Here is an 18684-nt window from a genome sequence, read left to right on the forward strand (position 1 = left end):
ATTGTATTGTATGGAAAAAATAGCATTCGTAGTTGTCAGATATGGAGCTGAAATAAATGGAGGTGCAGAGTTCCATTGTAGAATGCTGGCCGAGCGCCTTACGAAAGATTATCAGGTAGAAGTTCTCACGACCTGCGTAAAGAATTATGTGACCGGAGGAGACGAATATCCGGAAGGAGAAGAAATGCTGAACGGTGTCTTGATACGCAGATTCAGGACCAACCCTATTGATAAAGAAAAAGAACACTCGTTTTATAAAAAAGCCAAACGTTCTCGCAAACTAAGGCGAACTCTTTACAAACTTCGGTTATTGGCTCCTCTCGCTACGATATTCCCAGTGTGGACATACCGCAAAAAATACGAGTTGGGCTTCATGAACAGTAATGTATTCTACTCATCTGCAGAATTTGACTTCATTCGAGAACATGCCAATGAGTACAAGGTATTTATACCCATTTCGTTGGACTACCCACACATGTATTATACCACTCTTTATGCTCCAAAGAAAACAATTGTGATTCCAACCATGCACAATCACAGCATTTCCTTCCGCTCTATTCTCACAGAAGTGTTTACACGCGCCGCCTACATCGGTTTCAACACGCAAGCAGAAGAACGATTGGCACAGAAAATATTCGGACCTAAAATGTCACCACATGGTATTATCAGTGTCGGTATTCAAATGGCACAACCTGCTGATTGGGAAATTACACAAGAAAAATACAATATTCCAGACGAATATCTGCTCTATGTAGGCAGAGTCGACTCATGTAAGACAGACAATTTATTCAAGTATTTCTCCTTATTCAAGAAAGAATGTCCCAACTCCAGACTAAAATTGGTATTGGTGGGAGGCTTGTTCACAGAGCAAATCAACCAAGACGATATCATATATACAGGTTTTGTCACTGAGAATGAAAAAACTACCATCATGCAACATGCAAAGATTATTGTAAACCCTTCTCGCTTTGAAAGTTTGTCACTAATTTTGCTTGAAGCCATGAGCCTGAAAAAAGCAATGCTAGTCAACGGATTTTGTAATGTACTCTATGAACATTGTCGAAAAAGCGGAAAAGCAGCTGTCCCATACTATGGTTCTCGAAGTTTCGTCAAACAGCTAAAAAAACTGGATTCTTCAGAACAGTTACGCACAAAAATGGGAGAAAAAGGCGCAGATTATGTCAAGGCACATTATGACTGGAGCTTCATACTTCAAAAATTAAAAGATAAAATTGAAAGTTTGGGATAAAGAAACATCCACAATTTTTTTAAGAAGAAGTTATTTGGAAGTATCAAAAAGATTGTCTAGCTTTGTATGAAGTGACTGAAACATTCATTTATAAACAGAATACTTTTTATGAGCTTTACCGAACTTTGTAACCCCATCTTCGTGCAGTCCATCGACGACTATCACAAGACCGACAACGTGGATACTCTCATCCGAAACCCCTATCCGTTGAAGAGCATCGAATACTACCTGTATCTGAAGAACTGGATAGACACCGTGCAATGGCACTTCGAGGACATCATCCGCGACCCGAACATCGACCCCGCCGAAGCCCTCACGCTGAAGCGCCGCATCGACAAGTCCAACCAGGACCGCACGGACCTTGTGGAACTGATAGACAGCTATTTTCTGGACAAATATAAAGAAGTCAGCGTGTTGCCCGACGCCACCATCAACACCGAGAGTCCTGCCTGGGCCATCGACCGCCTGTCCATCCTCGCGCTGAAGATTTACCACATGCGCCAGGAAGTGGAGCGCACCGACACCACACCCGAGCACCACAAGCAGTGCGCCGACAAGCTGGCCGTCCTGCTGGAGCAGCAGAAAGACCTCTCCTCGGCCATCGACCAGCTCCTGGCCGATATCGAGGCCGGGCGCAAGTACATGAAGGTGTACAAGCAGATGAAGATGTACAACGACCCGGACTTGAACCCCGTACTCTACGGCAAGAAGTGATGAAGCTGTTGGTGATACGCTTTTCGGCCTTCGGCGACGTGGCCATGACGGTGCCCGTCATCGACAGCCTTGCCCGCCAATATCCTCAAGTGGACATCACGGTGTTGAGCCGCCCCTTCGTACAGCCCCTGTTCGGAGGGATGCCCGCCAACGTCCGTTTCCGGGGTGTCGACCTGAACAACTACAAGGGCTTGGGAGGATTGGTACGCCTCTTCCGCGAACTCCGCCACGAAGGCTACGACACGGTGGCCGATCTGCACGACGTGCTCCGCGGCAAGGTAATCCGTACCCTCTTCACTCTGTCGGGAGCCCGCACGGCCCACATCGACAAAGGCCGGAGCGAGAAGCATGCCCTGGTTCGGGACGGAGCATCAGCCCGCCGACCGCTCCCTACCTCGTTCGCCCGCTACGAAGCCGTATTCAGCCAACTGGGATTGCCCGTCCACACCACCTTCCGCTCCATCTATGGCGACGGGCAGGGCGATCCAGCTCTTTTCCAAGATATTACCGACCTGCCCGACGACAAGTCGTGGATAGGTATCGCCCCCTTTGCTGCCCATCGGGGCAAGATATTGCCTGCCGCTACCACCGAGACACTCATTGCCCGTCTGGCAGAACGCACTGACTGCCGGGTTTTCCTTTTCGGAGGCGGCAAGGCCGAAACGCCCCAGCTGGAGCAATGGGCAACCACTTACCCGAACGTCACCTCGCTGGCAGGTAAACTGAAACTGAATCAGGAACTGGCACTGATGAGTCACCTGCAAGTGATGGTCTCCATGGATTCGGCCAACATGCACCTGGCTTCGCTCACCGCTACCCCCGTCGTCTCTGTATGGGGAGCCACGCATCCTCATGCCGGCTTCATGGGCTGGCACCAGAGCATTGACAACGCCGTCCAGACCAACCTGCCCTGCCGCCCCTGCTCCGTCTTCGGCAACAAGCCCTGCCGCCGCGGCGACTATGCCTGCCTGACGACCATCCAGGCAGAAAACATCATCCAAAAAATAGATTCAATCATCCATCAACCTCAAAAGGAGAACAACGCATGAACTGCTACCTGTCACGTAACTACAAGGACCTGAACGGCGCCGGCAACAAGGCCAAAACCGACATCGAACAGATTATGGCCGCCATGGGATTCAAGAATGTGGGGCTGAAACAAAGCCACTATACCCATCCCATACCGGCTTTTCTGTTCACCCTGTTGGGAGTACTGAAAGCTCCGTTCGGCCTGCACAAAGGCGACATTCTTGTTCTGCAATATCCTCTGAAAAAATATTTCACATTCGTATGCAGGACTGCACATTGGAGAAAAGCCAAGGTAGTGGTTATCATACACGACTTGGGCAGTTTCCGACGCAAGAAGCTGACCGTAGAAAAAGAAATGCGCCGGTTGAATCATGCCGATTATATCATTGCCCACAATGCCTCCATGAAAAGTTTTCTGCTCCAGAACGGTTGCCGTGCCCAAGTGGGCGAACTCGGTATCTTCGACTATCTGTCGCCTCATCCGGTACCGAAGGCCGAAGAGCCGTTCCCGCCCTACCACATCGTCTATGCCGGTGCATTGGCCATTCGTAAAAACCAATTTCTGTATGACGTGGGAAGATACATCAACTCTTACGCCTTCAAACTCTTTGGCAACGGATTTGAACCTACCAAAGCAGCCAACAGCGAACGGTTGCACTATCAGGGATTCGTTCCGTCCGACCAATTGATAGCCCATCCGCAAGGCCACTTCGGACTGGTGTGGGACGGTGCTTCCATCCATTCGTGTACAGGCAACTTCGGCGAATATCTTCGCTATAACAATCCGCACAAAACATCGTTCTACCTGCGCTGCGGCATGCCGGTCATTATCTGGAAACAAGCTGCCCTGGCCCCATTCATCGAACGACAACAGGCGGGCTTCTGTGTGAATTCGCTGGAAGATATTGAGGGCATCCTGCAAGCACTTACTCCAGAGACATACAGAACACTCAAGGAAAACGCCTGCCGCATCGGCATGAAGCTGGCCAACGGTGACTTCGTCAGAGAGGCCTTGACAACTGCTATCCAACAACTTAAGAACCAATAATCCGTAATTCATTCTCCAACGATATGACTCCTCATTACGATTATCTCATTGTAGGTACCGGCCTGTTCGGCTCCGTATTTGCCCATGAAGCACAAAAAGCAGGCAAACGTTGTCTGGTGATAGACAAACGCCCACACACTGGAGGCAATATTCATTGTAAAGACGTGGATGGCATCCATGTACACCTTTATGGTGCCCACATTTTCCATACTGACAAACGGAAGATCTGGGAATACGTCAACCGCCTGACGGAGTTCAACCGCTATACCAACTCACCCCTCGCCTGCTTCGAAGGTCAGCTGTACAACTTGCCTTTCAACATGAATACCTTTCATCAGCTTTGGGGAGTACGCACACCTGCCGAAGCCCAAGCCAAGATTGAACAACAACGAGGAGAATATGCCCATATCCAAGAGCCCCGCAACTTGGAAGAACAGGCCCTGAAATTATGTGGCAAGGACATCTATCAGCGTTTTATCAAAGGTTATACCGAAAAGCAATGGGGACGGGCCGCCACCGAACTGCCCGCTTTCATCATCAAGCGTATCCCTTTCCGCTTTACCTATGACAACAATTACTTTAACGACCCTTATCAGGGCATTCCTATAGGAGGCTACAACCGACTGACTGAAAAACTGCTGGGACATACGGAAGTCCGAACGAACTGCAATTTCTTTGAACATAAAAGCGAGTTGGCCGGTATAGCACGTAAAACACTCTATACAGGGTGCATTGACGAGTATTTCGACTACCAATACGGGCATCTGGAATACAGAAGCCTGCGATTCGAGCACAAACGTCTGGACGACACAGACAATTTTCAAGGTAATGCCGTGGTGAATTATTGTGAAAGAGAGGTTCCCTACACACGCCTCATCGAGCACAAGCATTTCGAGTTCGACACTCAACCGTTCACTTGCATCACGTATGAATATCCCGACTCATTCAGTATAGGTAAAGAGCCCTATTACCCGGTAAACGACGAGCGGAACAATGCCCTTTATCAACGATACAGAGAATTGGCCATGCAACAATCCGACGTGCTTTTCGGTGGCCGACTGGCTCAATATACCTATGCTGATATGGATGACACGGTATTGGCAGCACTTCAGCTATGGGACAAGGAGCTTAACGCTTAAAAAGGAAATATCTGATGCAAAGCAACTGGTGTTTCACAAAAAGCTCCAGTTTCCGCCCGAATTTACGCTTTCTCCAGCTACCATAAATCGTATGCAAAGCTATGGCATCGGGATGAACTTCCACATTCTTCTTACAAGGGGTAACATAATATCCTGGATAAATCACCACATCGTCATCCAAATGCTGCTCTGTATCCTCAGGCTTATATCCTCTGGCATAAGCCATATCCAACATCACAACCGGAGAAATCGTTTGGTCGTACGTGCCGTCCGACTTCAGAAAAGAGTGCTGGTTATAATAGTCGAAAACTGATTTGCAATAGGCATTTCCCTTTTCACCTATTAGGAAAGCTGCCTGCAACTGCATTTTAGAACCAATATGTTCATGAAAGGTGGCAAAACCATGCTCAGGAATAAACCGGTCAAAGCGTTTCTTCATCAAAATATCACTATCCATATATACACCACCTTCCTTGTAGATGGCATAAAAACGGACCACATCGGCAGCAAAAGCCCATTTGCGTGCCTCCAAAGCTTCGTCAATAAAACGACAACCAATAGCTTTGGCATCTTCGTACGTCCAGCGGCGCACCTCATAATCGGGTAATACCCGTTTCCAACTGTCCAAACAAATCTTTATTTCGACCGGAAAGGGGGCGTTACTGAACCAACACAGATGAATTATTTTCGGAATCATATCTTTATACTTTTAAACATTCTATATCCGTTTACCCAATGCATGTATCCAGACAATCTTCTATTTAATCGCCAACACCACTCTTTACAAGTCAAAGTGGGACGCTCCCCCCTCCACGGTGTCTTGTCAAGATAGGTAAAATACAAATTACGCCAAGGATGAAGGCTTCGCGTTCCCCAAGGCTTCCGACGGGAAGAGAAATGGACCACGACTCGATATTTCAAGATTTCATCCGATAATATACTCTCTTCTTCCTTAGACAAATAGCGTTTCCGATGAAAAAGGCAATCATGCAAATTGTAACGATAAGGCAGCCACAAAACATCCTGATACAACAAAGCATTCAGAACATCCTGATCATGATAAGGAAGAGAAGGATGCTTCTTTACAAAATCCAATGCACGGTTGACAAAATCCGATTGTCTTAGAAAATCAAGATGGAGCAACATAACACCACTATTAAAATAATCAAAACGGGCATTGTCAATGCCCAAACGGGCACAATCCTCAAAAATGCCTTTATGCACATCCTTTACTGCCGCCAATGCCTTTCCTTCCAAATTTCTATTCCACAATTCATCCAATAGACCCACGACTATAAGGTCACAATCCAAATACAAGACCTTTGTAATGGCAGATGGAAGTACGGCAGGAATAAATAACTTGCAATAAGCTGCCAAAGAAACATAGGACAACGTTTCAGGGAAAACATCAAGAAGCATAGAATCTATTTCATAAAAATAAATATGTTGCTCGTACTGCTTCTCTACAAGCGTTTGAAGAAGAAAACGAGAATCAACATCCAACTTGCTACCCAATACATGAACAGATATCTGCTCGCCTTTATTGTTCTCCAACAAAGACGTCAGCATCACATAACAGTATTTTGCATAATTGGAATCTATACAACAGGCAATATCCATCATATCGTCACAAGTTTAATTTCGCAAAAATAAGAATTTATTGCAAAAGTCTATGGCAATTTCCCGTATTAATAAAACAAATGCTAACTTTGCGTAATTTAAAAACAAGCAGAATGTTGAACTATAAAACACTTATGCTTAAATCAATAACAAGCTTCAGACTCAAATTAATATACAATGAAAATCGGTTTTGACGGGAAACGTGCAGTACAGAACTATACGGGTTTAGGAAACTATAGCCGTTTTATAATAGATATCCTCAGTAGATCTGAAGATAATAAAAATGAATTTCTGCTATACGCTCCGAAGCCTAAAGCCAACAATGAGCTCAAAAAGCTATTACAGAGACCTAATGTATCCATCAAATTTCCAACCCAATCAATTGACAAACAATTTCCCTCTCTTTGGCGCACATGGAACATGGCACATGAATTCAGGGCTGATGGTTTATCCATTTTTCATGGCCTCAGCAATGAATTGCCCTTATCCGTTTCAAAAAGCGGAATCAAAAGCGTTGTGACCATCCATGATCTCATATTCTTACGCTATCCAAAATTTTATCCATACATTGACCGAAAAATTTATGCCTATAAATTCAGAAAGGCATGTGAAAACAGCAATCACATTATAGCCATCAGTGAAGCGACCAAAAGAGATATCATACATTATTTCAACATTGAGGAAAGTAAAATCAGCGTCATTTATCAAGGATGTGACGCTTCATTCAAAAAGCCCGTATCAAAAGAAGAGAAAGAAACAGTCAGAAAAAAATATTCCCTGCCCAACAGATTTATCCTAAACGTAGGCAGTATCGAAGAACGAAAGAACTTATTACTCATCGTCAAAGCTTTACTCCATTTACCCGATGACATCCGACTAGTTGCCGTTGGAAAACATACCGCCTATACGGATGAAGTGAAAACATTCATCCACCAACATCATTTGGAGAAACGAATACAAATATTCCATCAGATACCTTTCAACGAACTGCCAAGTTTCTATCAATTGGCTTCACTCTTTATATATCCATCACGTTTCGAGGGTTTCGGTATTCCGATTATTGAAGCCATCCATTCTGGCCTGCCTGTCATTGCCGCCACTGGTTCCTGCCTGGAAGAAGCAGGAGGGCCGTCGTCTGCTTATGTTGATCCGGATGATGAATGCGCATTGGCAAAGAAAATCAATGAAATATGGTATTCTGAATCCATTGCTGAACAAATGAAAAATGAAAGCCTTCAATATGTACAACGATTCTCAGATGAAAACATTGCATCAGATTTGATGAATCTATACAAACACATTTTAAAACAATAATCCATTTATCGGACACTGAGTCACGAACGCTTCTTTCTGAGAGAACGCCTCAGATTGATCCAAAAAATGACAAAATACAATTTGCCAAGAAACCTTATTCTGTCCCATCCCTTATCCAACTCTTTTATAACGCGAATGTTATCATAGAGGCCTTTGGTTCGTTGGGTGTTGGATATACCATTGGAATCGTATATTGCGATTGGAAGTGACACATGTACAAATCTATACCCGGCCTTATAACACCACTTAAAGAAATAGAAATCTGCAGACATGCGAAAACGGACATCAAAATGCATTTGTTTCAGAATATGTGTCTGAACGAAAACTGCCTGATGACAAAAATACATCCGTTGTTTATTACAAGGATCAGATGCCGGTTTCAATCTTTCAACTCCATCTTTGATGGTTAATATATCACCATAAATTATATCACACGGATTCTGACGGATATGAAAAGCCATTTGCCGTAACACATCTTGCCCTGCAAACACATCCCCTGCATTCATAAAAATAATCCACTCTCCCTGGGCATGATCAATACCTTTGTTCATACCCTGATAAATTCCGCCATCAGGCTCTGAGCACCAATAGGACAAAGCATTCTGATATTTTCTGATAACATCCACGCTTCCATCCGTTGACCCCCCATCGATAACGATATATTCCAAATCCATACAACTTTGAGACAACACACTCTCTATTGTACGAGCCAACTGAGCAGCACAATTATATGATACCGTCACTATGCTGAATAAACATCGGGCTTCCATCCTAATCAAAAAACAATACTGATTATTAAACTTACTTCCTCAAGAGACGCCACAATCTGTCAACGAACGAATCCTTCCAACTATGTGCGCAAAAATGAATAGCGTAAGAAAATGGCGTTGCCTCATGTTTATTCCCTGCAAAAATCTCTGAGCGGAAAATTTTCATATTGCCACTCAACTGCTGATCCATATCCAAATATCGGAAGCCATAATTTTCCGCTATCCGAGCATAAATCAGAGGAGAAAACAAATTCGCAGGCAGTTCCTTCTGAAAATCTTTCCCTGCATACCAATCCAGCACATCTTTCACAAAAGGACAACCGGCCTGCGCTCCCATCACTGCAGCCTGAATCTGCATGCCCGATATGTAACCGTCACCCATACGGGTACCATCCTCGGCTATCAGGCGAGCAGTATCCGTTTGTAACAATTGAGTAGGATGATGTTCCACACACGAAAAGAAAGAATAACGCAGAAACTCGTCAAACGGTTTCAGCACTTTCACATCTGAATCGAGATAAATGCCTCCCTCCGTATACAATGCATACATACGGATATAATCGGCAGCAAACGCCCATTTGCGAGCCTCGAAAGCCTGACGAACATAGGGAACTGAATCTATGTCAAAGTTATCTGTATTCCACAACTTGACTTCGTAGTCGGGCATAACCTTCTTCCACGTATCCATACACCGACGAATCTTCAATGGATAAGGATCGTTACTCAACCAGCAAAAATGAATTACCTTGGGGATCAGTGTTTCTTGAGTTTCTTCCATTGTTCTTTCCGTTTATGTTTCAATTCCAACTTTTCTAAATAATGCAAGGCCTTCTGTTCGGTTTCGTCCGGATTCCATTCTCTCAATTTCGCATACTCACGTACCATATAACAGAACAAGTCACGACGATGCGTCATGGTGCGCAAGTTATAAAGACAGGATTCTTCATCCGGACAATGTTCCATAAAACGAGAACGGTTGGTATCGATGATGGTAAAAGTATAACGTCCATCTTCCATTTTCCGATAAAGGAAATTACCAAAATTCAAATCTCCGTGCAGAATGCCTTTCAAATGCATCCGACAAATCAGCTCTGCCAAAGACTGTGCCAACTGCTCATCATAATGCTCTACAGGAACCAAAGCCGGAAAAGCTGGAGGATTCTCGCAATACAAAGATACAAAGTAGCCTATTCGGAACAATCCCCACCGGTAATCTTCAATATAAGCGACCGACGCAGGCGTATCAAACCCACGTTCCTGGAAGATTCTTGCAAAACGATAAGCTTTCTCAGCCTTTGTCCTGCAAAAGAAAGTATAAGCAATCTGCTGAATAAAATTAACCGGTTTGAAACGCTTTACAACCAGGCGTACACCGCCTTCTTCAAAGCAGCGAACCACATTCCGTCCGTCGTGCAACGTCTTTCCCCCTTCCACATCAAATCGCAGAGGAAGTCCAGACAACCATTCGGACAAAAAGTCGAAGTTCTTATTTATATGAATTTTCATTCTCAATATATTCTAATTGACAAAAGTAGAGAATATTTCTCATATCTGCAATATTTATATACCTTTGCCCCAGTAAATCCTCAAACCACATGAAAGTTATAGTCGACGACAAAATTCCGTTTATCAGAGAAGCGCTGGCCGGCATTGCCGACGAAGCCGTCTACGTGCCCGGCAAGGACTTCACGCCCGAACTTGTCAAGGATGCCGATGCCTTGATTGTCCGCACCCGCACCCGTTGCGACCGCCACTTGCTCGAGGGCAGCCGCGTGCGCTTCATCGCCACCGCCACCATCGGCTTCGACCACATCGACACGGTTTATTGCCAGGAAGCAGGTATTACGTGGCAGAATGCTCCTGGCTGCAATTCAGCCTCTGTAGCTCAATACATGCACTCCTCCCTCCTGCTCCTCCAACGCCAGAAGGGCTTCCGGCTGGAGGGCAAGACGCTGGGCGTCATCGGTGTAGGCAATGTGGGCACAAAAGTGGCGCAGGTAGGCCGCGAACTGGGTATGCGCGTCCTGTTGAACGACCCTCCACGACAGGAGAAGGAAGGAGGAGACCTCTTCTCTCCGCTGGAGCAGCTGATGGAAGAATGCGACGTGCTGACCTTCCACGTCCCCCTTATCCGCGAAGAGGCTCACAAGACTTTTCACCTGGCTGATGCAGCCTTCTTCGGCCGCCTGAAGCGACGCCCCGTCATCGCCAACACCTCGCGCGGCGAAGTCATCGAGACACAAGCCCTGCTCCACGCCCTGCAGGAAGGCAAGGTGCGCGACGCCATCATCGACGTCTGGGAGCACGAACCCGACATCAACCTCAACCTGCTCGACCACGTCTTCATCGGCACGCCCCACATTGCCGGCTATTCGGCCGACGGCAAGGCCAACGCCACCCGCATGTCGCTCGACGCGCTGTGCCGCTTCTTCCACATCGATGCCCACTACCGCATTGAGCCGCCCGCACCGCCCCAGCCCCTTATCGAGGCCCATGACCTGACGGAAGCCAGCCTCGCCATGTACGACCCGCGGCGCGATGACCAAGCCCTGCGCCTCCACCCCGAATGCTTCGAGAAGCTTCGCGGCGACTATCCCCTGCGACGCGAAAAAGAGGCCTTCCAAGTGAACTATATTTAAGCGAAAAAGAAAAGGCTGCTTTCCTTCGACGAAAACAGCCTTTTCCTTCGGAGAAAGCATTGCTTTCCTCCCGCTTGCCCTACTTCTGTCAAATCTCGGCCAACAATCGTTCGATGACCTGCGGATAGTGCTCGTACTCCAACGCATGCACCCGCATCGCCACGTCTTCCGCCGTATCCTCTGGAAAAACAGGGCAACTGAATTGGGCGATGATGTCCCCTTCGTCATAGTGCTCATTGATATATTGGATGGTGATGCCGCTCTCGTGCTCGCCCGCCTCCACGACGGCCTGATGGACACGGTCGCCATACATGCCTTTACCGCCGAACTTGGGCAAAAGCGAGGGATGAATATTTATGATGCGTTGTGGATAAGCATGCAACAATACATCGGGCACCTTGGCCAAGAAGCCGGCCAGCACAATGAAGTCCACCCGATAGTCAGCCAAAAGCTTCATGACCTCCTCGCCGGTTGCCCACTTCTCCTTACCTATATATATACAAGGAACATGCAAGTCTTCCACCCGTTTGAAGACATTCACATTCTGACGGTTAGACACGACCAGCACCACCCTGTCTTCTCCTCCTTCCGTTTGGAAATAACGGATGATGTTTTCGGCATTCGTACCGTTACCCGAAGCCAAAATTGCAACATTTTTCCCCATAAAACCTCCTTATTTTTGCACAAAAGACTGTTTTTTGTGCAAAAAATTGCATTTAATTCGTCAAATATTTGCTCAGAACAATAAATATTCATTCCTTTGCAACGCAAAAATAGAGAAATAAACTCAATTTATTAACTAAAAACTTAAAGTTATGTCTGAAATTGCATCAAGAGTGAAAGCGATTATCGTCGATAAATTAGGCGTAGAAGAATCAGAAGTTACTAACGAAGCTAGCTTCACTAACGACCTGGGAGCTGATTCTCTTGACACTGTAGAACTTATCATGGAATTCGAAAAAGAATTCGGCATTTCTATCCCCGACGATCAAGCTGAGAAGATTGCTACCGTAGGTGACGCCGTATCTTACATCGAAGAGCACGCTAAGTAATTTTTATCCATCAGTTTTTAGAACATGGAATTAAAAAGAGTTGTAGTAACAGGTCTCGGTGCCATTACCCCCATTGGAAACAACGTCCAGGAATTCTGGGACAACCTTGTCAATGGAGTTAGTGGGGCGGGACCTATTACTCATTTCGACGCATCATTATTCAAGACCCAGTTTGCCTGCGAAGTGAAGAACTTCAACGCAAGCGAATATATCGACCGCAAGGAAGCCCGCAAGATGGACCTCTACACCCAGTATGCCATCGGCGTGGCCAAGCAAGCCGTTACAGATTCTGGTCTTGATGTCGAAAATGAGGATTTGAACAAAATTGGTGTTATATTCGGTGCCGGTATCGGCGGTATCCGCACATTCGAAGAAGAAGCAGGCAACTATGCACTGACGGGCAAGGAAAACGGTCCCAAGTTCAATCCGTTCTTCATCCCCAAGATGATTTCGGACATTGCAGCCGGACAGATTTCCATTCTGTACGGTTTCCACGGACCCAACTATGCTACGTGCTCGGCTTGCGCCACTTCGACCAATGCCATTGCCGATGCATTCAACCTGATCCGTCTGGGCAAAGCCAATGCCATCGTAACAGGTGGTTCGGAAGCTGCCATCGCCGCTTGCGGTGTAGGCGGATTCAACGCCATGCACGCATTGTCCACCCGCAACGACTCACCCGAAACGGCATCACGTCCGTTCAGCGCCAGCCGCGACGGCTTCGTAATGGGTGAAGGAGGCGGTTGTCTCGTGCTGGAGGAACTGGAGCACGCAAAAGCGCGCGGCGCCAAGATTTATGCTGAGGTAGCCGGTGTAGGCATGTCGGCCGACGCCCATCACCTGACAGCATCACACCCCGAAGGACTGGGAGCCAAACTCGTGATGAGAAACGCTCTGGAGGATGCAGAGATGCAACCCGAACAGATTGACTACATCAACGTACACGGTACATCCACTCCGGTGGGCGACATTTCGGAAGTAAAAGCCATCCAGGAAGTATTCGGCAAGCACGCCTACGAACTGAACATCAGCTCGACCAAATCTATGACAGGTCACTTGCTGGGTGCAGCCGGTGCCGTAGAAGCCATTGCCAGCATTCTGGCCATCAAGAATGGCATCGTACCTCCGACCATCAACCACACTGAGGGCGACAACGACGAGAACATCGACTACGACCTGAACTTCACGTTCAACAAGGCTCAGAAGCGTGAAATCAACGCTGCCTTGTCCAATACCTTTGGTTTTGGCGGTCACAACGCTTGTGTCATCTTCAAGAAATACGCAGAGTAAAGTCGTGTTACGTAACCAGATAGACAGAATAAGGCTCTTGTTCCATAAGGAACGGGAGTCTTATTTTTGTTTCTATCGCATCCTGGGATTCTTTCCCCGCAACCTGAAAGTCTATCAACAGGCTTTGCTCCACAAATCCACCTCGCTCCGTTCGGAGGAAGGAAGACCCATCAACAACGAACGCCTGGAGTTTTTGGGCGATGCCATTCTCGACGCCATCGTGGGCGACATCGTGTTCAAGCACTTCGAAGGCAAGCGTGAAGGTTTCCTGACCAACACACGCTCCAAAATCGTACAACGCGAAACACTGAACAAGTTGGCCGTAGAAATCGGCCTGGACAAGCTCGTGAAGTATGCCTCGCGCTCTTCCTCGCACAACAGCTACATGTACGGCAACGCATTCGAGGCCTTCATCGGCGCCATCTACCTTGACCAAGGGTACGACCGATGCAAGCAATTCATCGAGCAGAAAATCTTCAAACAATACATCGACCTGGACAAGATGTCGCGCAAGGAGATGAACTTCAAGTCGAAGCTCATCGAATGGAGCCAGAAGCACAAGGTAGAAGTTTCGTTTGAACTCATCGAGCAGTTCATCGACCACGAAAACAACCCTATGTTCCAAACCGAAGTACGTATAGAAGGACTTCCGGCAGGAACAGGCACGGGATATTCCAAGAAGGAATCCCAGCAGAACGCCGCGCAGATGGCACTCAAGAAACTCAAATCCGACGAAGCCTTCAAAGCAGAGATAGAACGGCTGAAGGCCGAACATCAGGCCGCCGCCACAACCATAGACGATCCTCTGCCTGCCGACGAAGCTCCGGCGACCGAAGCCTCTGAGGCAGAAGTTTCCCTGACCTCCGTCGAAGTGGAAATATCTGTTTCCGAAACACCCATTATAGAAAAACAGGAAGCCGACGAAGCTCCCTGCCCTTCCGAAGATTCTTCTTATCCGAAGCAGACGCCCATCTGACGTCCCTGTACGACCAAATCATTGTCTTCGGTCACCAGCTTCAACTTTCCGGCCACCTCCTCGAGCGGCAGGGACGAAATGTCATTACCCTGCAAGGTGACCATACGGCCGAACAGGCCGCTGGCTATCAGCTCTGTGGCATGCCCGCCCATACGTGTGGACAGATTGCGGTCGAAAGGTGTGGGCGAACCGCCGCGCTGAATATAGCCGAGTACCGTTTCGCGTGTCTCAATACCTGTTTCGTATTCTATCTCCTGAGCAATGTACTCTCCTGCCCGCTTCCGCCCGTCGGTCGGAATACCTTCGGCCACCACCACAATGGAGTAAGGACGCCCTTTGCGCAGACGGTTCAGGATGACTTCGCCAATGTTATGGATATTATAAGGAATTTCGGGTATCAGGATTACGTCGCCACCACCGGCCATACCTGAATACAAAGCAATCCAGCCGGCCTTGTGCCCCATCACTTCGATGACCATCACACGCTTGTGCGAACTTGCCGTGGAGTGCAGACGGTCGATGGCATCGGTGGCTATGCTCACCGCCGTATCGAAGCCGAAGGAAAAATCTGTTCCCCAAATGTCGTTGTCGATGGTCTTAGGCACGGATACGATGTTCACGCCCATTGCCGTAAACTTGGCCGCCGTCTTCTGTGTACCGTTTCCACCGATGCACACCACACAGTCCAGTCCCAGTTCCTTGATGTTCTGCACAATCAAGGCCGGCTTGTCCACACCGTCCATCAGGCCTCCCCGCTTGAAAGGCTTCTCGCGCGACGTGCCGAGCACTGTCCCGCCCTGTGTCAGCAAGCCGGACAAGGAATCTTCTGTAAACGTCTCCACATCCTTGGTCATCAGCCCCTGAAAACCACTATGAATGCCGATTACCTCCATTCCATAATGGCAGATGGCCGTCTTGCACACACCGCGGATTGTCGCATTGATACCCGGACAATCGCCTCCTGAAGTCAAAATACCGATTCTCATATAGTACCTCCGTTCCTTCTTTTCCCCTTTCGGAGAAAATATTTTATCATTACGTCGTATAAAGTGGTCAACATGTCAGTTTGCACCACAAATGCAGCCGTAAAGATAGAAAAAAAACAGAAAAAAGATAGAGAAGAGCGGAAATAAGATTACTTTTGCGTGCAGAATCTGATTTCAATAAGAAAGATGAATATAACGCGATTCCTCAACAACATCTATTTCAGTTCCCGCGCGAAGGAAATAGACCTGTATGCCGGAAATGCCGGAGACATACAACACCGTGTACTGATGCGCCTTGTCAGCAAGGCCGCCCGGACGGAATGGGGCCGGAAGTACGACTTCAGTTCCATACGCACTTACGAAGACTTCAAGAACCGCCTGCCGATACAGACTTATGAAGAAATAAAGCCCTACGTAGCCCGCCTGCGGGCCGGAGAGCAAAACCTGTTGTGGCCGTCTGAAATACGCTGGTTTGCCAAGTCGTCGGGTACGACGAACGACAAGAGCAAGTTCCTGCCCGTCAGCAAGGAATCGCTGCACGACACGCACTATCGCGGCGGTCAGGACGCCGTAGCCCTCTACCTGCGTCAGAACCCCGAAAGCCGATTCTTCTCGGGCAAGGGACTGATTCTGGGCGGAAGCCACGCTCCCAACCTGAACACGAACCACAGCCTTGTGGGCGACCTGTCGGCCATCCTGATGGAAAACCTCAATCCGCTGGTCAACTACATCCGCGTACCGAGCAAGCAGACGGCACTGATGGAACACTTCGAGCCGAAGATGGAAGCCATTGCCCGCGAAACTATCCATGCCAACGTCACCAACCTGTCGGGCGTACCGTCGTGGATGCTGGTGCTCATCAAGCACATCCTGGAAAAAACGGGCAAGCAGAGCCTGGAGGAAGTGTGGCCCAATCTGGAAGTCTTCTTCCACGGCGGCGTAGCCTTCACACCCTACCGCGAGCAATACAAGGAGGTGATACGCAGCAGCAAGATGCACTACGTAGAGACCTACAATGCTTCCGAAGGCTACTTCGGTACGCAAAGCGACCCCACCGACCGCTCCATGCTGCTGATGATTGACTATGGTATCTTCTATGAATTTATACCTTTGGAGGACATCGGCAAGGAGAACCCGCGCATCTGTTGCCTCGAAGAGGTGGAACTGAACAAGAATTATGCCATGGTCATCTCCACTTCGGCCGGCCTCTGGCGATACATCATCGGCGATACAGTGAAGTTCACCAACAACCGTCCCTACAAGTTCGTCATCACGGGCCGCACCAAGCACTTCATCAACGCCTTCGGCGAAGAGCTCATCGTAGACAATGCCGAGAAGGGACTGGCCAAGGCTTGTGCCGAGACGGGCGCACGCATTACGGACTACTCCGCCGCTCCCGTCTTCATGGATGCGAACGCCAAGTGCCGCCACCAGTGGCTGATTGAGTTCGCCCAGATGCCCGACGACCTCGGCAAGTTTGCCCGCATTCTGGACGACACGCTGAAGGAGGTCAACTCCGACTACGAGGCCAAACGCCAGAACGACCTGGCCCTGCAACCGCTGGAAGTCATCGTGGCACGCACGGGCCTCTTCCACGACTGGCTCGACCAGAAAGGCAAGCTGGGCGGACAGCACAAGATTCCCCGCCTGAGCAACACGCGCGAATATATCGAAGAAATGCTGAAGCTGAACCGATAGGCAGGCCGACAGAGGGTCTGCCTCCGCCACACAAGTCATACCTTAAAAGGATTACATATGAAAATGAAAAAGCTATGGCTCCTTCTGCCCATTCTGTTGGGCAGTTGCGCTCCGAAGGTAATTACAGACATTACCCGTTCTTATCCGCCCCTCGCCACAGCCGACGAGGTACGGTTGTACGAAGTGGGCGACTCCGTACCGCAAACCGCACAGCAGATAGGCCAGGTAAAGGTCGTGGACCGAGGGATGACTACCCAATGCAGCTACGAGCAGGTGGTGGCACTGGCCAAAGAAGAAACTGCCAAAAGCGGAGGCAATGCGCTGGCCCTGACCCGACACAAACAGCCTTCGCTATGGAGCAGCTGCCATCAGATTACAGGCAACATGCTTCGGATAGACGGAACAAAGGCAGAAACGTTGTCCGCACGAAACACATCGTCCGTACCCGCATCGGACGACTGCAAGTGTGAAGATCCATCCACTCTCCAGCATCATACGTTCTACGCCAACATAGGATACGCTTTCATGACCAGCAAGTTCTATTTGCCGCAAGGAGCCACAGGGCATCCCAAGAACGGTCTGGACTGGCAACTGGGATACGACTGGGTATCAAAAAACGGATTCGGTGCAGGACTGATGTACTCGGGCTACCATTCTTCCTACACATACGGCCCAACCGATTTCAAGGTAGCGCTTACCTACGTCGCCCCGCAGTTTGTCATGAAACAGCAAGCCGGGCGTTGGGCTTTCGAGGAAAAAGCCGGCATCGGCTATTTCAACTACAAGGAATCATCGGACCTCGGGAGTGCTTCAACGGCCGGTGTAGGATACAACTTCCTCATAGGTGCGGAGTATAACGTGGCCAAGCACATCGGTATCGGAGCCAACATCGGATATATCGCCGGTTCGCTGCCCGAACAGGATGGCGCCACGCAGTCCGACGACAGTGCTTCCGGCATTTTCCGCCTGCATCTCAATGTCGGCATCCGCTACCATTTCTGATTCTCAAGGTTTCCGAGACAGGAAAACAGAAAGCAGCTGATACACAGACTTCTGTAAGACGAGGGAAGGCTTGCATAAAGGACAGGCTTCGCTCCTCTCAAAATCATAGGACCTTTTGCTCCAAAAGCGGTAATGTTTTGGGGCAAAAGGTCGTATGT

Annotated in this window: 19 protein-coding genes; 12 read left to right on the top strand and 7 right to left on the bottom strand. The window is 48.3% G+C overall.

The annotated features are described in order from the left end of the window. The first annotated feature begins 10 nt into the window (after positions 1-10). The 5 genes from RDO88_RS01025 (at position 11) to glf (ending at position 5179) form a co-directional block, all read left to right on the top strand. A complete protein-coding gene (locus RDO88_RS01025) occupies positions 11-1249 on the top strand; it encodes a glycosyltransferase (protein WP_307757579.1) in 1239 nt (412 codons plus the stop codon). Between the two features lie 108 nt (positions 1250-1357). Then, positions 1358-1963, top strand: coding sequence for a DUF4254 domain-containing protein (locus RDO88_RS01030; RefSeq protein ID WP_307757580.1), 606 nt, complete (start codon positions 1358-1360; stop codon positions 1961-1963). Continuing rightward, on the top strand, positions 1960-3012 hold the full coding sequence (locus RDO88_RS01035) for a glycosyltransferase family 9 protein (RefSeq protein WP_307757581.1): 1053 nt from the start codon (positions 1960-1962) through the stop codon (positions 3010-3012). The genes RDO88_RS01030 and RDO88_RS01035 overlap by 4 nt, the downstream gene beginning before the upstream one ends. Beyond that, on the top strand, positions 3009-4040 hold the full coding sequence (locus RDO88_RS01040) for a galactofuranosyltransferase (RefSeq protein WP_307757582.1): 1032 nt from the start codon (positions 3009-3011) through the stop codon (positions 4038-4040). Before RDO88_RS01035 ends, RDO88_RS01040 begins: the two co-directional genes overlap by 4 nt. A gap of 23 nt (positions 4041-4063) precedes the next feature. Then, complete coding sequence (gene glf, locus RDO88_RS01045; RefSeq protein WP_307757583.1) at positions 4064-5179, top strand: UDP-galactopyranose mutase; 1116 nt, start codon at positions 4064-4066, stop codon at positions 5177-5179. On the opposite strand, the gene RDO88_RS01050 is transcribed toward glf, so the two are convergent. Together RDO88_RS01050 and RDO88_RS01055 are read right to left on the bottom strand one after the other, a co-directional pair. Next, positions 5169-5876 carry a glycosyltransferase gene (locus RDO88_RS01050; RefSeq protein WP_307757584.1) on the bottom strand — a complete coding sequence of 236 codons (708 nt, stop codon included), beginning with the start codon at positions 5874-5876 and terminating at the stop codon, positions 5169-5171. The two genes, glf and RDO88_RS01050, sit on opposite strands and share 11 nt — an antisense overlap. Beyond that, entirely contained in the window at positions 5873-6802 is a 930-nt protein-coding gene (locus tag RDO88_RS01055) for a glycosyltransferase (protein WP_307757585.1), read from the bottom strand. The genes RDO88_RS01050 and RDO88_RS01055 overlap by 4 nt, the downstream gene beginning before the upstream one ends. 174 nt (positions 6803-6976) lie before the next feature. On the opposite strand from RDO88_RS01055, the gene RDO88_RS01060 reads away from it, so the two are divergent. Beyond that, positions 6977-8113, top strand: coding sequence for a glycosyltransferase (locus RDO88_RS01060; RefSeq protein ID WP_307757586.1), 1137 nt, complete (start codon positions 6977-6979; stop codon positions 8111-8113). Positions 8114-8133: 20 nt separating this feature from the next. Here the strand turns inward: RDO88_RS01060 and RDO88_RS01065 are convergent, their stop codons facing one another. From RDO88_RS01065 to RDO88_RS01075, 3 genes are read right to left on the bottom strand one after another with little or no spacing between them, the layout of a single operon-like run. Further along, complete coding sequence (locus tag RDO88_RS01065; RefSeq protein WP_307757633.1) at positions 8134-8883, bottom strand: glycosyltransferase; 750 nt, start codon at positions 8881-8883, stop codon at positions 8134-8136. 31 nt (positions 8884-8914) lie between these two features. Continuing rightward, positions 8915-9661 carry a glycosyltransferase gene (locus RDO88_RS01070; RefSeq protein WP_307757587.1) on the bottom strand — a complete coding sequence of 249 codons (747 nt, stop codon included), beginning with the start codon at positions 9659-9661 and terminating at the stop codon, positions 8915-8917. After that, the gene (locus RDO88_RS01075; protein ID WP_307757588.1) at positions 9637-10389 is read right to left on the bottom strand and encodes a lipopolysaccharide kinase InaA family protein; all 753 of its coding nucleotides are present in this window, start codon (positions 10387-10389) and stop codon (positions 9637-9639) included. Before RDO88_RS01075 ends, RDO88_RS01070 begins: the two co-directional genes overlap by 25 nt. An 89-nt stretch (positions 10390-10478) precedes the next feature. Between RDO88_RS01075 and pdxB the strand changes: the two genes are divergently transcribed. Continuing rightward, positions 10479-11522, top strand: a complete 1044-nt coding sequence (gene pdxB / locus RDO88_RS01080) for a 4-phosphoerythronate dehydrogenase PdxB (RefSeq protein WP_307757589.1) — start codon at positions 10479-10481, stop codon at positions 11520-11522. 88 nt (positions 11523-11610) lie between these two features. On the opposite strand, the gene purN is transcribed toward pdxB, so the two are convergent. Then, complete coding sequence (gene purN / locus RDO88_RS01085; RefSeq protein WP_307757590.1) at positions 11611-12186, bottom strand: phosphoribosylglycinamide formyltransferase; 576 nt, start codon at positions 12184-12186, stop codon at positions 11611-11613. Between the two features lie 151 nt (positions 12187-12337). Between purN and RDO88_RS01090 the strand changes: the two genes are divergently transcribed. From RDO88_RS01090 to rnc, 3 genes are read left to right on the top strand one after another with little or no spacing between them, the layout of a single operon-like run. Further along, positions 12338-12574, top strand: coding sequence for an acyl carrier protein (locus RDO88_RS01090; RefSeq protein ID WP_021846803.1), 237 nt, complete (start codon positions 12338-12340; stop codon positions 12572-12574). A 24-nt stretch (positions 12575-12598) separates the two neighbouring features. Beyond that, positions 12599-13864: a beta-ketoacyl-ACP synthase II gene (gene fabF, locus RDO88_RS01095; RefSeq protein WP_307757591.1), complete on the top strand. Its 1266-nt coding sequence runs from the start codon at positions 12599-12601 to the stop codon at positions 13862-13864. A gap of 4 nt (positions 13865-13868) precedes the next feature. After that, a complete protein-coding gene (rnc, locus tag RDO88_RS01100) occupies positions 13869-14840 on the top strand; it encodes a ribonuclease III (protein WP_307757592.1) in 972 nt (323 codons plus the stop codon). On the opposite strand, the gene RDO88_RS01105 is transcribed toward rnc, so the two are convergent. Further along, entirely contained in the window at positions 14816-15826 is a 1011-nt protein-coding gene (locus RDO88_RS01105; protein WP_307757593.1) for an ATP-dependent 6-phosphofructokinase, read from the bottom strand. The two genes, rnc and RDO88_RS01105, sit on opposite strands and share 25 nt — an antisense overlap. A 186-nt stretch (positions 15827-16012) precedes the next feature. Between RDO88_RS01105 and RDO88_RS01110 the strand changes: the two genes are divergently transcribed. Together RDO88_RS01110 and RDO88_RS01115 are read left to right on the top strand one after the other, a co-directional pair. Next, the gene (locus RDO88_RS01110) at positions 16013-17524 is read left to right on the top strand and encodes a GH3 auxin-responsive promoter family protein (RefSeq protein ID WP_307757594.1); all 1512 of its coding nucleotides are present in this window, start codon (positions 16013-16015) and stop codon (positions 17522-17524) included. A gap of 57 nt (positions 17525-17581) precedes the next feature. After that, positions 17582-18526 (top strand): outer membrane beta-barrel protein, encoded by a 945-nt coding sequence (locus RDO88_RS01115; protein ID WP_307757595.1) that lies wholly within the window; start codon positions 17582-17584, stop codon positions 18524-18526. The last annotated feature ends 158 nt before the right edge of the window (positions 18527-18684 follow it).

Origin of the sequence: uncultured Mediterranea sp. (genome assembly GCF_902493215.1) — a bacterium.
Taxonomy (GTDB): domain Bacteria; phylum Bacteroidota; class Bacteroidia; order Bacteroidales; family Bacteroidaceae; genus Bacteroides.